Origin of the sequence: Saccharothrix coeruleofusca, assembly GCF_017876325.1 — a bacterium.
GTDB classification, from domain to species: domain Bacteria; phylum Actinomycetota; class Actinomycetes; order Mycobacteriales; family Pseudonocardiaceae; genus Actinosynnema; species Actinosynnema coeruleofuscum.
This window is the reverse complement of record NZ_JAGINV010000001.1, coordinates 6,314,353-6,330,509: the sequence shown is the minus strand read 5'-3', so window position 1 is coordinate 6,330,509 and position 16,157 is coordinate 6,314,353. Positions and strand designations below refer to the sequence as shown.

The 16,157-nt window shown below is 66.1% G+C and carries 15 protein-coding genes; 12 read left to right on the top strand and 3 right to left on the bottom strand.

All coding sequences use genetic code 11. The features are described from left to right. Positions 1-8 precede the first annotated feature (8 nt). The 4 genes from pstB (at position 9) to JOF41_RS28915 (ending at position 3,352) form a co-directional block, all read left to right on the top strand. Positions 9-785 (top strand): phosphate ABC transporter ATP-binding protein PstB, encoded by a 777-nt coding sequence (pstB, locus tag JOF41_RS28930; protein WP_189223944.1) that lies wholly within the window; start codon positions 9-11, stop codon positions 783-785. 211 nt (positions 786-996) lie between these two features. Next, on the top strand, positions 997-1,365 hold the full coding sequence (locus JOF41_RS28925) for a hypothetical protein (RefSeq protein ID WP_244989719.1): 369 nt from the start codon (positions 997-999) through the stop codon (positions 1,363-1,365). Between the two features lie 11 nt (positions 1,366-1,376). Further along, positions 1,377-1,940, top strand: a complete 564-nt coding sequence (locus tag JOF41_RS28920) for a DUF3558 domain-containing protein (RefSeq protein ID WP_209623228.1) — start codon at positions 1,377-1,379, stop codon at positions 1,938-1,940. Positions 1,941-2,692: 752 nt separating this feature from the next. Further along, entirely contained in the window at positions 2,693-3,352 is a 660-nt protein-coding gene (locus tag JOF41_RS28915) for a hypothetical protein (RefSeq protein ID WP_209623226.1), read from the top strand. A 682-nt stretch (positions 3,353-4,034) separates the two neighbouring features. On the opposite strand, the gene JOF41_RS28910 is transcribed toward JOF41_RS28915, so the two are convergent. Continuing rightward, the gene (locus JOF41_RS28910) at positions 4,035-4,460 is read right to left on the bottom strand and encodes a hypothetical protein (RefSeq protein ID WP_209623224.1); all 426 of its coding nucleotides are present in this window, start codon (positions 4,458-4,460) and stop codon (positions 4,035-4,037) included. A gap of 267 nt (positions 4,461-4,727) precedes the next feature. On the opposite strand from JOF41_RS28910, the gene JOF41_RS28905 reads away from it, so the two are divergent. The 8 genes from JOF41_RS28905 (at position 4,728) to JOF41_RS28865 (ending at position 12,034) form a co-directional block, all read left to right on the top strand. Next, the gene (locus tag JOF41_RS28905; RefSeq protein WP_209623222.1) at positions 4,728-5,294 is read left to right on the top strand and encodes a DUF3558 domain-containing protein; all 567 of its coding nucleotides are present in this window, start codon (positions 4,728-4,730) and stop codon (positions 5,292-5,294) included. A gap of 996 nt (positions 5,295-6,290) precedes the next feature. After that, positions 6,291-6,692, top strand: a complete 402-nt coding sequence (locus JOF41_RS28895; RefSeq protein ID WP_209623220.1) for a DUF3558 domain-containing protein — start codon at positions 6,291-6,293, stop codon at positions 6,690-6,692. 678 nt (positions 6,693-7,370) lie between these two features. Next, on the top strand, positions 7,371-7,589 hold the full coding sequence (locus tag JOF41_RS37450) for a hypothetical protein (protein WP_244989718.1): 219 nt from the start codon (positions 7,371-7,373) through the stop codon (positions 7,587-7,589). Beyond that, complete coding sequence (locus JOF41_RS28885) at positions 7,507-8,151, top strand: DUF3558 family protein (protein WP_244989717.1); 645 nt, start codon at positions 7,507-7,509, stop codon at positions 8,149-8,151. The genes JOF41_RS37450 and JOF41_RS28885 overlap by 83 nt, the downstream gene beginning before the upstream one ends. A 521-nt stretch (positions 8,152-8,672) precedes the next feature. Continuing rightward, the gene (locus JOF41_RS28880) at positions 8,673-9,074 is read left to right on the top strand and encodes a hypothetical protein (RefSeq protein WP_307867556.1); all 402 of its coding nucleotides are present in this window, start codon (positions 8,673-8,675) and stop codon (positions 9,072-9,074) included. Positions 9,075-9,126: 52 nt separating this feature from the next. Continuing rightward, complete coding sequence (locus JOF41_RS28875) at positions 9,127-9,639, top strand: DUF3558 domain-containing protein (protein ID WP_209623216.1); 513 nt, start codon at positions 9,127-9,129, stop codon at positions 9,637-9,639. Between the two features lie 17 nt (positions 9,640-9,656). Next, on the top strand, positions 9,657-11,240 hold the full coding sequence (locus JOF41_RS28870; RefSeq protein WP_209623214.1) for a hypothetical protein: 1,584 nt from the start codon (positions 9,657-9,659) through the stop codon (positions 11,238-11,240). Next, positions 11,237-12,034 carry an ESX secretion-associated protein EspG gene (locus tag JOF41_RS28865; RefSeq protein WP_189223951.1) on the top strand — a complete coding sequence of 266 codons (798 nt, stop codon included), beginning with the start codon at positions 11,237-11,239 and terminating at the stop codon, positions 12,032-12,034. Before JOF41_RS28870 ends, JOF41_RS28865 begins: the two co-directional genes overlap by 4 nt. Here JOF41_RS28865 and phoU read toward each other — a convergent pair. Further along, positions 12,031-12,693: a phosphate signaling complex protein PhoU gene (gene phoU, locus JOF41_RS28860; RefSeq protein WP_189223952.1), complete on the bottom strand. Its 663-nt coding sequence runs from the start codon at positions 12,691-12,693 to the stop codon at positions 12,031-12,033. The genes JOF41_RS28865 and phoU overlap by 4 nt on opposite strands. A gap of 123 nt (positions 12,694-12,816) precedes the next feature. Continuing rightward, complete coding sequence (locus tag JOF41_RS38425) at positions 12,817-15,972, bottom strand: LCP family protein (RefSeq protein ID WP_209623212.1); 3,156 nt, start codon at positions 15,970-15,972, stop codon at positions 12,817-12,819. Positions 15,973-16,157 lie beyond the last annotated feature (185 nt).

The following is a 16,157-nucleotide window of genomic DNA, read 5'->3' as shown; positions in this document are numbered from 1 at the left end:
GGGCGACCATGGCCAAGCGCATCGACGTCAAGGACCTCAACCTCTTCTACGGCAAGTTCCACGCCGTGGACGGGGTCTCGCTCGCCGTGCCCCCGCGCAGCGTGACCGCGTTCATCGGCCCCTCCGGCTGCGGCAAGTCCACCGTGCTGCGCTCCCTGAACCGGATGCACGAAGTGGCGCCCGGAGCCCGCGTCGAGGGCAAGGTGCTGCTCGACGGCGAGGACATCTACGCCTCGTCGATCGACCCCGTGCAGGTGCGGCGGACCATCGGCATGGTCTTCCAGCGCCCCAACCCCTTCCCCACCATGTCCATCCGCGACAACGTCGTGGCCGGGCTGAAGCTGGCCGGGGTCAAGAACAAGAAGAAGCTCGACGAGGTGGCCGAGCGCTCGCTGCGCGGCGCGAACCTGTGGAACGAGGTCAAGGACCGCCTCGACCGCCCCGGTGGCGGCCTGTCGGGCGGCCAGCAGCAGCGCCTGTGCATCGCGCGGGCGATCGCGGTGCAGCCCGACGTGCTGCTGATGGACGAGCCGTGCTCGGCGCTGGACCCGATCTCCACGCTGGCGATCGAGGACCTGATCACGGAGCTGAAGAAGGAGTACACGATCGTGATCGTGACTCACAACATGCAGCAGGCGGCGCGGGTCAGCGACCAGACGGCGTTCTTCAACCTGCTGGGAGTCGGTCAGCCTGGGCGGTTGATCGAGGTGGACGACACGGAGAAGATCTTCTCCAACCCGAGCCAGAAGGCGACCGAGGACTACATCTCGGGCCGCTTCGGCTGACCTGTTCACCCTTTCGGGGCCCTTCCGCGTCGTGTCGCGGGAGGGCCCCTTCGTGTTACTTACTGGTACTGACGAGGCTTGCGGGGATCATCTGCTTCCGGCATGTGTCATGTCGCGTACAGCAACGGGTCGATAGCGGTACGGTGTCAGACCAAAGACCTGACCAGCGGGGGTAGTGGTGGCGTTAGAGGGCGCGTGGAGCGCGCAGTCGATGCAGGCCATGGCGTCGAGCATGCGGGGACTGAAGCAGGCTGCCGAGTCCGGCTCGTTCGCGATCAGCGAGTCCGGTGCCCAGGCGTACATCAAGGCCATCGAGGCCGCGCAGTTCGACCTCACCGACCTCGACTCGAAAATTGCCCTCATCCGGCAGGAGACGAAGCTCGGTACGAGTCCTGACGGTCGGGCGATGAGTCGCTACAACGTGGACAGTGCGCTCGGCGGAACGGGTACGACGGGCATCATTCCGGCCATTGACCAGTTGAAGACCGCCCTGGAAGACGCGAAGACGGCTCTTCAGAAGGCGATCGAGAACTACCGCGAGGTCGATGACAACGCGGCCAACACCTACAAGCATTACTGAGGGTCTTTGAAATGGGGAGCCAGTTGCCCAGGAGTCCGCTGATCCGATCAGTCCTGCCGATCGTTGTGCTCGGCTTGGTGCTGGTGGGTTGTTCACAGGAGGAGCCCGGCGCGCCTCAACCCACTAGAGGTGCTGCACCCGAGTCGGAAACGGCAGGCCGAACGACGACTGCGACGACTTCCCTCGGTGGCGGCCTGCTTGCTGACTTCGACCCCTGCGTCGAGATGAACGCCGTTGCCGCTCAGGTGGGTTTGACCGCTATCGAGGAAGACGGCACGCAGGAATGCAAGGGCAGGTACGCGGGTACCGTCTCGGTCCGGGTGAAGGCGTTCCCGGAACTGGGGATCGAGGACTACGTTCCGGGTGGCAGCTCTGAAATTTCGGAAATTGCGCTGGGTGCCCACAAGGCGAAACGTGTGACGAAACCGGCGTCGAGCACCTCGTGTGCGGTTACCGTCGAGGTGACCACCTCATCCAGGGTTGACGTGGTGGCCTCCGCAAATGCGTCACTGGACGAAGCTTGCAAGGCGGCGACAGATGTCGCTGCTGCCGTCGAACCGAAGCTCCCGAAGTAGGTGCTTACTTCCGGTAGTGCTCGACGAAGGCTATCCATGAGAGCCGGAGCCGGAGGTGACCACTTCCCATGCTGAAATTTTTACAACGCTTGAAAATTACGCTGGTTGGCGGTTGCTGCGCAGTATCGAGCCGTTGTCGGCGGGAACATGAGTGCTTACCGGAACTGCCAACCGAGGGAACTGGCTAATGAGCACTTCAACGGCTCGCTCCACACTATTGCTCGCAGTGTTGGGACTTACCCTTGTCGGTTGTTTCGGTGGGGGCGAAGGAGGTTCGCCGTCACGGCAATGACCACGACGTCAACCAGGGTCACGGGTACGTCGCGGTCATCCTCCACGATATCGCATGGGAGGAACGTGATCGTTGATTTCGATTCTTGTAAGGTGCTTGAGTCGATTGTCGGGAACTTCGGTCTTGTCGAAATCGAAGAGGTGGGCACTCAAGAGTGCCAAACCGAGTACTCGCCAGGGGCGGAGTTGCTTTGAAAGCCTGACCTGAACTCGGCATCGCGGAGGCCAAAGGAGATCCGAATGCTGAAATTTCGGATATCCAAGTCAACGGCCGCAAGGCCAAGTTGGTCGAGAAGGCGTACACCAGCAGTGCCTGCATGATCGCTACTAAGGTCGGTGTCACCTCGCGCGTGGACGTGATCACATCGGCTGACATGTCGCCGGATGTGGCTTGTGACGCGGCGACCAAGGTCGCTAGTGCTACTGAACCGGAGTTGCCCAGGTAAGCACCAAGGCGGAAATTGGAGACGGCCTTCGTCGATGTCAAAGCGGCGATGGGAAAGCGGTGGGAAAATACCGCACGATTAACGACGACCACTCGAACAACCTTCGGAGTTGCTGAGGTGAAGGTGAACTTGATCAGGGTTACTGTGGCTCGGCTGGCTTTGTCGGCTGTACTCGTGGCGTTGGCACTGACGTCGTGTAGCGCTGAACCCGGCGATCCGTCCGCCGAGACGGCGACAACCACCACTGCAAGAAGCACGGTGGAGACGACATCTGCTTCGGCGGAGGGAAGTTCATCACTGGCGGACTTCAAGCCCTGTCCAGTGTTCGAGTCGATCGCCTCTCAATTCGGGTTGACGAAGATCGAAGAGGGCGACAGCACCAGTTGCGATGCGGTGTACTCCGATTCGGTCAGCGTTCGGCTCGACATCTACCCGGACGCGGGCTTGGCAGACTACTCACCGGGGCTCAGTTCGGCGATCTCCGATACGAGCGTCCGTGGTAGGAAGGCGAAACTGGTGGAAAAGGCGCTTACCTCCTCGTCTTGTGCCGTTGCCGTCGAGGTGAGCACGTCGTCCAGAGTTGACATCGCAGCTTCTGCGGACGCTTCACTGGATGAGGCTTGTGATGCTGCGACCGAGGTCGCAGCCGCCGTTGAACCGAAGCTTCCAAGGTAGGTACTAGGGAGTTGGCTGTGGCGTCGCCGAACCCACAGTCGTCGTAGGGGGTGATCCTCTCGGCGGGTGCCTGCGCGGGTCAACGCGACGAGTGGTTGAGCAGATCACGAGTACGAGTGATTGGCCTAGTTTTCGCGATGCGGATGATGCTGCGGTGAGCATCCTACGCCGCAAGGCGGCAGGGACTGCTGCCACGAGTTGTGGTGCCGATTTGTAGAATCCGCAAGTCCCGGCCGGAGGTTCATCCGATGAGCCGCGTCGTCGATTGCTGCCTGAAGTGGGGTTTGCAGCGCAGGGAACCTAAGAGTTGATACGGGTCGCTTTGGAAGGCATTCTCCCTGCAAAGCGGCAATCTGCAGAGAACTGCCGGTTGGCAGATGATGGCAACGCAGGCGCGTGCAACCGTTACCGAGGTGAGGAACTTACCGATGAGGACTTCTGCGGCTCGACTCGTATTGCCGCTTTCCACGCTGGGACTCGTGCTCGCAGCGTGTTCTACTAGCGGTGAAGGGGGTGTAGCTTCACCTGAATCTCAGGCTGCGACAACCATCGCGAGGAGCGGGGCGACCATGACGTCTCCTTCTGTGGTGTCCAAAAAATCGCTAGCTGATTTCGACTCGTGTGCAGTTCTGAATTCGGTGGCCGGGCAGTTTGGTCTCATAGATGTCGAAGATGTGGGGAATCAACAATGTAACGCAGAGTACCCGCCGTCGGTGTCTCTTGGGTTGAAAGTGCATCCGTCTTCGGGGTTGAAGGATGTGACCGGGGTTTTCCACTCGGTGATCTCGGACACCGCAATTGGGGCGAGTAAGGCCAAGTTGGTCGAGAAGGCCTTTTCAAGCAGTGCTTGTCTCATCGCAGTCGAAGTCAGTTCAACGTCTAGAGTTGACGTCATCGCTTCCGCCAACGCATCGTTGGAGGAGGCATGCAAGGCGGCGCGGGATATCGCTGCCGCTGTTGAACCGAAGTTGCCCAGGTGAGCACCATGGGCGGTAGTCATGCTGTCGTGGCAGGCTATGGCGTCGAGCATGCTGAGTCCGAAGCAGGCGGCCGAGGCCGGTTCGTTCGCGATCAGCGAGTCTGGCGCCCAGGATTGCCGCAAAGTCATTAATTACGCCCAGGACGATTTCCGCAAACTGGACCACCGAGTGCGAGCGCACTACCTCCAGCAGAAGACGAAGTCGGATACCATCCCGGACAGTCGATCGATGAGCCGCTACAACCTGGGGAGCGCTGCGGGGGGCGCAAGCATCTTGCTGGCGATCGATCAACTCAAGGCTGCCCTCGCTGACGCTAGTGCGGCCAGGCGGAAAGCCTATGGACAACTACCGCGCTGTTAATGATGACCATGCAAGCGCCGTGAGGAGCGACCGAGGTGAGGGGCCAATTGATCATGATTGATGCGGGTCGCGGTGTCGTGCCACTTGTACTTCTGGGGGCGGTGCTGTCGGGCTGCGCCAGCGGTGAGACCGGCGGTGCATCACCCGCGGTTACTACCACTACCGTTGACGCTGGCACCGGGAGCGCAGTTAAGTCGACAACAAAGCAATCGATTGGCTCGTCTTTGGTAGATTTGAAGCCGTGCCCTGTTCTTGCGTCCATCGGGGAGCAGTTCGGGCTGACCGAGATCGAGGAAGACGGCACTGAAAGCTGTAATGCGGTGTATTCCGACTCCGTCTCCGTACGGCTGGATGTTCACGCTGACAAAGGACTGGCGGATTACGTACCGGGCCCGGATGCGGAGATCACCGAGACCAACATTGGTTCCCGCGACGCCAAGCTGGTGAAGAAGTCGGCCTCAACTACAGCTTGCGCTGTTGCCGTCGAGGTGAGCGCGTCGTCCAGAGTCGACATCGCAGCCTCTGCAGACACCTCGCTGGACGAGGCTTGTGACGCGGCGACCAAGGTCGCTGCTGCCGTTGGTCCAAAGCTGGCCAAGTAGGTGTCAAGGAGTCAGTTGTGGCATCGCCGACCTCGCGCAACCGTCATAGGTCGGCGACCTCTGCTGGTGACTCCGAAGTGGTGAGTCTGCAAGCCTTACTTGACTGGACGTTCATCCGGACAGCAGCATCATCGGCTGCGGGTGGCTGCCCAGGGGGAGATGCCAGAGCGAGGGGGCCTTGGGGCGATGTGGGTGAAGACGTCTCCCCCGTGTGGTGGTCGGTGAGATGGTTGCATCGTCATGACGTCAACGTCGTGACCTCCGTTGGTGCCGCTTGGCGAGTCGCTGTCGCTCAACCGTGGTGATCCAGTCCTGCGCTAGGGTCGGAACCGACCGCGCATGACTGGCGTCGAAGTGGGGACGTGGCGGGTCCGGTGGCGGTACCGTGCTGGGTTGAGGATGGGTGTGTGATCCGCAGGGGGTAGTGGTGGCTCTAGAGGGTGCGTGGAGCGCGCAGTCCATGCAGGCCATGACGTCGAGCATGCGGGGCTTGAAGTAGGCGGCCGAGTCGGGCTCGTTCGCGATCAGCGAGTTCGGGGCCCAGGCGTACATCAAGGCCATCGAGGATGCCAGCAGGAAATCCGCCAACTTGAACGTCACATGGTGGTCCTTCAGCAGCCGACCAGGCTCGGTGCGTCGCCGGACGGGCAGCGGATGAGCGATTACAACATGGAAAGCCGGCCGGAGGTGCTGGAACCACTGGCATCGTTCCCGCCTTGAAACAGCTCAAGATCTGCCTCGAGGATGCACGCTTGGCGATGCAGAAGGCCGTCGAGAACTACCGCGCCGTTGACGACGCGAGCGCGAGCACCTACCAGCGCTATTAACCGAGGGAACTAGTTGATGAGGATTTCGGCGACTCGCTTCACGCTGCCGTTCGTAGTATCTGGGCTCATTCTTGCGGGTTGCTCCGGCGGTGGCGAGGGAGGCTCACCGTCACCTGAAACAACTACAACGCCAAGCAGGACCACTGAAACGTCGCAGTCGTCCACCTCCGTGGCACCAGACGGTGGGGACACGCTTGCCGACTTCGACTCCTGCAAAGTGCTCGAGTCGGTTGCCGGGCAATTCGGCCTTACAGAGATCGAAGAGGTGGGCACTCAAGAGTGTCAAGCGGAGTACTCCACCAGTACCGGAGTGACCTTGAAAGCATGGCCTGAGCTCGGCATCGCGGAGGCCAAGGGCGGTCCGAATGCCGAGATCTCGGACACCCGAATTAACGGTCGCAAGGCCAAGTTGGTTGAGAAGGCGTTCACCAGCAGTGCCTGCATGATCGCTCTCGAGGTCGATGCTAAGTCACGTGTGGATGTGATCACTTCGGCCAATGTGTCACTAGACGAGGCTTGTGATGCGGCGACGAAGATCGCTGCTGCTGTTGAACCGAAGCTGCCCAAGTAGGTATTAAAGGGGCAGTCGTGGTATCGCTGGGCCCGTGGCCGTTGTAGAGTGGCGACCTCTGCTCGACGGATGCTTACGTGGGGTTGTGCAGGACCATGGGGACTGCTGTCACGAGTTGTGGCGCTGAAGCTATGGAAGCCGCAAGCCCTGGCTGGACATTCAGCCGGACAGTTGCGTCGCCGATTGTGGTTTGTCTCCGAGGTGGGGGAGATGTTCTCCTGCTGTGTTGTAGTCAGCGAGATGACCGCATCCTCATGACGCCAACGTCGTGGTCTCCGCTGATACTTCTTGGCGAGGCGTGAGGCGCGGTGATGGAGGTAGATAGCCTTTCGCGTCAGGAGTGCCTTGGCGAGTCGCTGTCGCTCAACCGTGGTGATCCAGTCCTGCGCTAGGGTCGGGAACCGGTCGCGTGCGACTGGCGTCGAAGTGGGGATGTGGCGGGTCCGGGAGCGGTACCGTGCTGGGTTGAGGGTGTGTGGTCGGCAGGGGGTAGTGGTGGCGCTGAAGGGTGCGTGGAGCGCGCAGTCCATGCAGGCCATGACGTCGAGCATGCGGGGCTTGAAGTAGGCGGCCGAGTCGGGCTCGTTCGCGATCAGCGAGTCCGGCGCCTGGGCGTACATCAAGGCCATCGATGACGCCCAAATGGATCTTCGCAGGATCGAGAGCAGTACTCACGACTTGAAGCAGGAGACCAAGCTTGGGACCAGTCCCGATGCCGTGGCAATGAGCCGCTACAACTTGGAAAGTGCTATGGGCGGAGTTGGGACCACCGGCATCATTCCCGCGATCGAGCAACTCAAGACCGCTCTTGAGGATGCCAGGGCGGCGATGCAGAAAGCGGTGGAGAACTACCGCGCTGTGGACGACGACCACGCGAACAACTTCCGGAGCTACTGAGGTGTGGGTGCACTTGATCAGGACCGCCGCAGTTCGGACTACCGCGTCGCTACTGCTGGCAGGGCTGGCGCTTGCATCGTGCTCCGATATCGAAGTCGGGGATGCGTCACCGGTGAGCACCACTACCACCACTGACGCGCCTGGGACGACTCAGTCGACTTCGAAATCGGCAGCAGGCATCACTCTGGAAAGCGTTGATCCTTGTGAGGTACTGAGCTCTATTGCGTCTCAGTTCAACCTCATCGAGATCGAGGAGGATGACAGCGACAGTTGTTCCGCTGTCTACTCGAAGACAGTGACGGTCCAGTTCGACATTCACGCGGACCGGCGCCTTGCTGATTACAGGCCGGAACCCACCTCCGAACTTTCGGACACAAGTGTCGGTGGTCGGAAGGCGAAACTGGTGAAGAAAGCCCTTACTTCGTCCTCCTGCGCGGTGGCCGTCGAAGTGAGCGCGACGTCGCGTTTCGACGTGTTCGCCTCTGCGAACGCCTCGCTGGACGAGGCTTGTGATGCGGCGACCAAGGTCGCCGTCGCCGTTGAACCGAAGCTGCCCAAGTAAGTACCGGGGAGTCAGCCGTGGCATCGCCGAACCCGCAGTCGTCGTAGGGTGGCGACCACTGTTCGACGGGTGCTTGTGTGGATCATGAGTGTGAGCGGTCCGCCTGGTTTTCGCGGTGCCGACGATGCTGCGGTGAGCACCCCGCAGCGCGGGGGGCGCAGGGCCTGGTGTCTCGAGTTGTGGAATCTGTAAGCCGTGGTTGGGCGTTCAGCTGGACAGTCGTGTCGCTGACCGTGGGGTGCGGTCCGACTTGGGATATTCCAGGACAGGGCGAGCCTTGAGTCGACGTGGGTAGAGGCGCCTCCTGCGCGGTAGTTGGCGAGATGACTGCATCTTCGTGACGTCAACGTTGTGAACTCCGTTGGTGCGGCTTGGCGAGTCGCTGTCGCTCAACCGTGGTGATCCAGTCCTGCGCTAGGGTCGGGAACCGGTCGCGTGCGACTGGCGTCGAAGTGGGGACGTGGCAGGTCCGGGAGCGGTACCGTGCTGGGTTGAGGGTGTGTGATCCGCAGGGGGTAGTGGTGGCGCTAGAGGGCGCGTGGAGCGCGCAGTCCATGCAGGCCATGACGTCGAGCATGCGGGGCCTGAAGCAGGCGGCCGAGTCGGGCTCGTTCGCGATCAGCGAGTCCGGCGCCCAGGCGTACATCAAGGCCATCGAGGATGCCCAGCAGGACCTGCGGAAGCTGAACAACCATCTGAACGACCTTCAGCAGGAGACCAAGCTGGGCACCAGCCCCGATGCCAAGGCCATGAGTCGCTACAACATTGAAAGCGCTAAGGGGGGGCCGGGTACTACCGGAATCGTGCCCGCGATAGAGCAGCTCAGAACCGCACTCGAAGACGCGCGGCTGGCCATGCAGAAGGCTGTGGAAAATTACCGCGCTGTTGATGATGACCACTCGAATAGCTTTCAACGCTACTGAGGTGAGGGTGCAGTTGATGAGGACCACTGTAGTTCGGGCTGCCGTGTCGTTCATGCTGCTCGGCGTGGGACTGGCCGGATGTGGTGGCGAGCAGGGGAATCCATCCGCTGCGAGCACGACTGCGGTGACCGGAACCAGCACCAACGCCAGTATCCCCTCGGTCAGTTCCACGTCAGGTGGCACGTCCTTGGCGGGGTTCGATCCATGCGGTCCATTCAATGATGTGGCGGGTCGGTTCGGACTCACTGAAATCGAGGAGGCCGACAGCACGAGTTGTGATGCCGAGTACTCCAAGTCGGTGTCCATTCGACTTGACGTACACCTGGACAGTGGCATTGCCGATTACAACCTGCTACCCGATGCGGAACCGTCCGACACCCAGGTCGGTTCCCGCAAGGCAAAGCTGGTAAAGAAGACGCTTTCCGCCTCGTCCTGCGCGGTGGCGATGGAGGTGACAACGTCGTCCAGGATTGACGTTGTGGCCACCGCCAACGTGTCACTGGACGAGGCTTGTGACGCGGTGACGAAGGTCGCTGCCGCCGTTGAACCGAAGCTGCCCAAGTAAGTACCAGGGAGTCAGCCGTGACATCGCCGAACTCGCAGCCGTCGCAAGGGGACAACCACCACGCGACGAGGGTCACCTACGCAGGCCAGAACGAGGCCGAGCTGCGCGCGGAGTACGAGCGCGAGCGCGATGCCAACGGTCCGTTCGGTGTCCTCACCACGTTCGACGACTACATCCGGTACAAGCAGCAGTCGGCGCAGTACCACCAGCAGCAGGAGCAGAACCTCGAGCAGGTAGTGGAGAGCTACCGCCCGCCGATGTCGCCCGCCGGGTCGTTCTACATGGGCTACGACCACAAGGCTCTCAAGTCCATGGTCACGGAGAACATGGACCCGGCCTCCGCCAACGAGCAGGGCGAGGCGTGGACCAAGATCGGCAACACGCTGGTCGACCTGCAGAACAACCTGACCAAGGCCACGGAGACCAGCAAGGGCGCGTGGCAGGGGCAGGCGGCCGAGGCGGCGCAGGGGTACTTCACCAGTGTCGCGGCTTGGTCGGGCAACGCCGCGCAGGCGGCGCAGCTGACGGGCAACAAGCTCTACAGCCAGCGCACCGCGGCCGAGACGGCGAAGAACTCGATGCCCGAGCCGGTGGAGTTCAGCACCGCCGACGCCTACAAGATGTTCTTCTCCGAGCCCAACCCGTTCAAGTGGGCCGAGACGATCGACAAGATCGAGCAGAAGTTCGAGGAGAAGCAGCAGGCCCACGAGCGGGCGGCCGAGGTCATGACGACCATGTCGACCTCCTTCCAGGAGGCGGGTTCGACGATGCCCGCGTTCGCCCCACCGCCTCCGATGCAGGGCACGGGCGGCAGCGGTGAGAGCGTCGGCACCGGCACCGGGGAGATCAGCGGCAGGCCGACGATGCCCAGCAGCGTCGGGACCGGCACCGGGACCGGCACCGGTACGGGTGCCGACCTGTCGAGCAGCGGTAGCGGTTTCGGCTCCGGGTTCACCGGCGGCAGCGGCACCGGCGGGACGGGCGGCAACACCAACCAGTCCTGGACGCCCGGCACGGGCGGCGGCGGCACGGGTGGCACCGGCGGCGGTGGCGGTGGTGGCGGCGGCACGGGTGGTGGCGGTGGTTACCCCGGTCCCGGTGGCTGGGTGCCTCCCGTTCCGCCCGGTCCCGGTCAGGGGCGGCCCGGTCCGGGCACGCCGACCGGACGTCCGCCGGGCCTGGGTGGGCCCGGTCGTGGTGGTCCTGGCGGCGGTGGCCTGCCCGGCGGCGGTCGCGGTGGTCTGGGCGGTGCCGGAGGCGGTGGTCTCGGCGGGCCCGGTGGCATGGCCGCGGCGGGTGGTCGTGGTGGCTTCGGTCCCGGTGGCCTGGGTGGCGCGCCCGGTGCGGGTGTGCTCGGCGATGCCGGGCGTTCCGGCGCGGCGGGTTTCGGGCCCACGGGTTCAGGGCCTGCCGGTGGTTTCGGGCCCGCGGGCGCGGGTCGCGGTGGTCCCGGTGGCATGGCCGCGGGTGGCATGGGCGGTGCGCCCGCCAGGGGCCAGGGCGACGAGGACAAGGAGCACAAGTCCGCGTCCTACCTGGTGGAGACCGAGGACGTCTTCGGGGACGGCACGATGGTCGCGCCTCCCGTCATCGGCGGGTGAGCGTGTTCTCGTTCGCCTTGTCCCACGCGGCGGCCGACGTGCTGTGGGAGGACCTCAAGCTCGGCAGCCGTCCCTACCCGTTCGACTTCCCCTACCTCGGCCAGACGCTCGACGAGCGGCGCGGCATCCGCAACGCGGTCTACCGCGACCTGGAGTCGCGCGGCCTGGCCGCGCGCGGTCGGGTGTCGGCCGAGGTGGAGGAGGCGCTCACCATGTTGGTGCGCTTCGACTTCTCGCTCAACGCGGTCGCTTCGCTGGACGCCCGCAACGTGGAGCGCCAGCTGCTGGTCCGCGCGGGCGCGCGGGGTGAGGCGGCCGCGCTGGCGACGTTGGACGAGCGGCAGCTGAAGGTCCAGGTGCTGCGCTCGGCCGGGCTGGTGCGCGCGGTGGTGGACCTGGTGCCTCCGGGCAGGCCGGGTCCGGGCCAGTCGGTGACGGTCGCGGTGCCGTCGGCCGCGCCGCCGCCCCCGCCGCGGCGGGACGAGGACTTCGGCCAGAGCACGTTCACCCGCGCGGTGGCACCGCACTCCACGGGCTCCGCGCAGGTGCGGGCGCTGGAGGCGGTGTTCGAGCGGCCGAAGCTGCGCGCGGGCCAGTTCGGCGTCACGGTGCGCGGCAGGCACGGCCGGGAGCAGCGCGCGCCGCAGATCGCCTGGTTCGACAACGACCAGGGCCGCTACATGTCGCAGACGCGGCAGGGGCAGGACGGCCAGAAGTGGCTCACCCACGCCCCCGCCGACAACGCGCGCATCGCCGCCCAGCTCACCCAGGAGCTGAACGGTCTGCTGAACTAGGCGTCGTCGCCGCCGTAGCCGGGCATCTTGCCGGTGACCACGAAGACGGTGCGCTTGGCCACGGACACCGCGTGGTCGGCGAACCGCTCGTAGAAGCGGCCCAGCAGGGTGGTGTCGACCGCGGACGGCACGCCGTGCGGCCAGTCCTTGTCCATCAGCACGGTGAACAGGTGGCGGTGCAGGTCGTCCATGGCGTCGTCCGCGTCCTCCAGCGAGCGGGCGCGGTCGACGTCCTGGGTGCGGATGATGTCGGTGGCCTCGCGCGCCAGCTCGACGGCGATGCGGCCCATCTCCGCGAAGTACGGCCGCACGGTGTCGGCCAGCACCGGGTTGGGGTGCCTGCGCCGGGCGGCCTTGGCCACGTGCAGCGCCAGGTCGCCCATGCGCTCGACGCTCTCGGCGGCGTGGATCACCGCGAGCACGGTGCGCAGGTCGGTGGCGACCGGGGCTTGGAGCGCGAGCAGCGCGTACGCCTGCTCCTCGATGCTGGCGCGCACGTCGTCGATCTTGACGTCGTCGCCGATCACCTGCTCGGCGAGACCGAGATCGGTCTCCAGCAGTGCCCTGGTGGCGTTCTGCATCGCCTCGCCCGCCATGCCGCACATGTCGGCGAGCCGGTCCGCGAGTTGTCCGAGCTGGTCGTGGTAGGCCTCACGCATGGGGGCAGCCTACGTCCCGGCGGTCGCGCGGGCGACATGCGCCGGTGAACCGGAGGTGAACCCGGAACATCCAGTCCGTGGTGGGATCGGCCCCTTGGAGCTGGGGCGATCCCACCACGTGCGCTAGGCGCAGGGGTCGGCGTTGCCGTTCACGACGGGCAGGTTCGACGGCAGGGCGTTCTCGCCGGGGTCGGCGCCCTGCTGGCCCTGCTGCGGCTGCTGGATCACCTCGTCCCAGTCGGGGCCGATGACGAAGGCCACCGCGCCGCCCATGCTCTCGTCGACCTCGAGCTGGGCGCCGGGCACCGCGGCCTTGAGGGTGGCCGCCGCGTCCTCGTTGCCGGTGGCGTACTTGATGACGGTCTTGTCGGACGAGCCCCTGCTCGCGTTGACGACGGTGAAGCCCAGGTTCTTCAGGTTGTTCGCGGTGCGGGTGGGCGTCGCGTTGTTGGCCCTGTCGCCGTTGATGACCTGGATCTTGATCGTCTTCGGGTCGACGACCTTGCCCTCCTGCTTGGTGGGCGCGGCCTTCTGCTCGGTGGCGGGCGGGGTGGACCCGGCGTCCGGGGTCTCGCCGGGCAGCGGGGTGCCGTCGATGATGGCCTGGAACAGCTTGCGGGCGTCTTCCTCCTGCAGCATCTCCAGGTTGTCGCCGGTGTCGAGGGTCGGGCCCTCGTCGGTGTAGTGCGGGACGGTGACGAAGCTGACCCGCCCGGCTTCCAGGCCCTGCAGGGACTGGCCCAGCATCAGCATGTCCTCGACGCCGATGTTCTGGCCGACGGTCGACGCGGCGAACGCGTTGAGGAAGGCGTTGAGCTTGCTGGGGTTGAGCAGCATCTCCTTGGACAGCGCCTCGCGCAGCAGCGCGGACAGGAACATCTGCTGGCGCTTGATGCGGTCGAAGTCACCGTTGGGCTCGGTCTTGACGTACCGGGCGCGCACGTAGTCCAGCGCCTTCTGGCCGTCGAGCTGGTACTTGCCCGGCTTGTCGAAGATCATGCCCAGCTCGCCGTCGTCCATCACGTGGGGGACGCAGACCTCGACCTTGCCGACCGCGTCGACCATGCCCTTGAAGCCGTTGAAGTCGACGCTGATGAAGTGGTTGATGGTCAGCCCGGTCAGCTCGGTCATGAACTTGCTGACGCACTTCGGGCCACCGTCCGCATAGGACTGGTTGGCCAGCACGCCTTCCGCGGGCTCCAGCATGGTGCCGGTGTAGGTGTTGGTGTTGGGGTCCCACTGCTCGCACGCGGGCCGGGTGACCCGCAGGTCGCGCGGCACGGAGACGATCACCACGCGCTTCCGGTCGGCCGGGATGTGGGCCAGCATCAGCACGTCCGAGCGCGCGCCCTGGGTGTTCTGCGCGTCGCCGACGCCGTCCTGCGGCTTGGCGCCCGCGCGGGTGTCCGAGCCGACGATGAGGAAGTTCTCGTCGCCGAGCTGCTTCTCGGCCTGGTGCACCGCCTGGCTGTTGGCGCCCAGGGCGTCGATCTCGGTGAACTTGCTGTCCACGTAGAGCATCGCGCCCCAGCCGAGGCCGGTGGCGATGAACACGATCGCCGAGGCGGACAGCGACAGGCCCTTGATGATGCGGACGATCTTGCTGTGCTTGGGCGTGCGGCCGCGCCTGCGCGGGGTGTCCGGGTCGTCCGGGTCGTCGTCCTCGACGGGCGCGGCGTACTCGGTGGCGTCCTCGTCGTGCTCGGCCTTCCACGGCATGAGCTTCTGCCTGCGCTCCTTGCGCAGCCGCTCCTGCTCGGCCAGCTCGTCGTGGACGGCGGAGAACCGGGCGAGGGTGTGGTCCACCTCGCGCCGCTTCTTCACGTCCTCGCTGATGGCCTCCATCTCGGTGGTGAGGCTCATCGGGTCGATCTGCTCGCGTGGTTCGGGGCCGGGCCGCGCGCCCAGGGCGGGTTCGCCTGCTGGCGGACCGGGGGGCGGCACGGGGCGCGGCTGCCGGGTGCCGGTGCCCTCGGGAGCGCCCGCGTCGCCGGGGACGGGGCGTGGGGTGCGGTTGCCGGTGGCCTCGGGTGCCAGCCTGCGGGGGCCCTCGGGCTCACCGGGGACGGGGCGTGGCGTGCGTGCGCCGGTGGCGTCGGGTGCCAGCCTGCGGGGGCCCTCGGGCTCACCGGGGACCGGACGGGGTGTGCGTGCGCCGGTCGCTTCGGGCGCGAGCCTGCGGGGGCCCCCGGGCTCACCGGGAATGGGGCGTGGGGTGCGGTTGCCGGTGGCCTCGGGCGCGAGCCTGCGCGGACCTTCGGGCTCGCCGGGGATGGGGCGTGGCGTGCGTGCGCCGGTGGGCTCGCCGGGGACCGGGCGCGGATGGCGTGCGCCGGTGGGCTCGGGGGCGAGCCTGCGGGGGCCGTCTGGTTCGCCGGGAATGGGGCGTGGCGTGCGGTTGCCGGTGGCCTCGGGTGCCTGCCTGCGCGGACCGCCCTCGGCGGCGGGGAGGTCGTGCTCGGGGCCGTCCTCGCCCGGAGCCAGGCGACGGGGGCGGCGCGCGGCGTCCTCGCCCGGCGGCACGGGGCGCGGCTGCCGCTGGCTCGGCTCACCCGCGAGGCGGCGGGCGGCGTCACTCGGCGGGACGGGCCTGGGCTGGCGGTTGCCGGTGGCCTCGGGGGCGCTGCGGCGCGGGGGCTCCTCGTCCGGCAGCGCGCGGCGGGCGCGGCGGCCGGTCTCCTCGGGGCGGCCCGTGTGCGGGGGGCTGTCGGGGCGCGCGCGCCTGCCCGTGGGTTCCCCGGCGGGTTCCTCGGGACGGGCGCGGCGGCCCGTGGGCTCACCGGGGGCGGGCGGACGGGGACGGGTGCCGGTGGCGTCCGGCGCCTGCCTGCGCGGGCCGGGCTCCGGGGGGTAGGGCTCACCGCTCGCGGGCGGGGTGGGGCGTGGGCGCGCGGCGCGGCGGCCGGTCTCGTCCGGTCGCGGGGGCGCGGGGGGCCGCTGCGCGCTGCCGGGAACCGGGTGCGGACCGGCTTCGCGCGGCGGCGCGGGTCTGCGTCCGGGGTCGGCGGGCGGTGCCGCGGGGGGCGGGGCGGCGCGGCGACCGGTGGGCTCGGCGGCCGGAGGCGGGGTCGGGGCGGCGCGCCGCCCGGTGCCGGGCTCGGGCTGGGCGGGCGGAACGGGCCTGGGGATGTTCGTGCGGCTGTGCCGCTCCACCAGGTCGGACACGCTCAGCCCGCCACCGGTCTCCAGCGACCTGCGGCGACGGCCGGTCGGCTGGTCGTCCTGCGGCGTCTGCTCGCCTCGGGGTCCGGTGCCGCCACGGCGGGGCTCGTCGGGCACCCGATCTCCCTTCAGCGTCGGTCATTAGCGGGTCGTCATCACGAGTTGACGACATCAAGGACACAGTGGTTGCACCAACGGCGTGTCACTTGCGCACGCGATACTACGGATGAGCGCCAGTCCTGACGACCACTGCCGGTGATACAGGGGTCGTCAGTAGCCAAGTACGCGCAGCAGGCTACGCC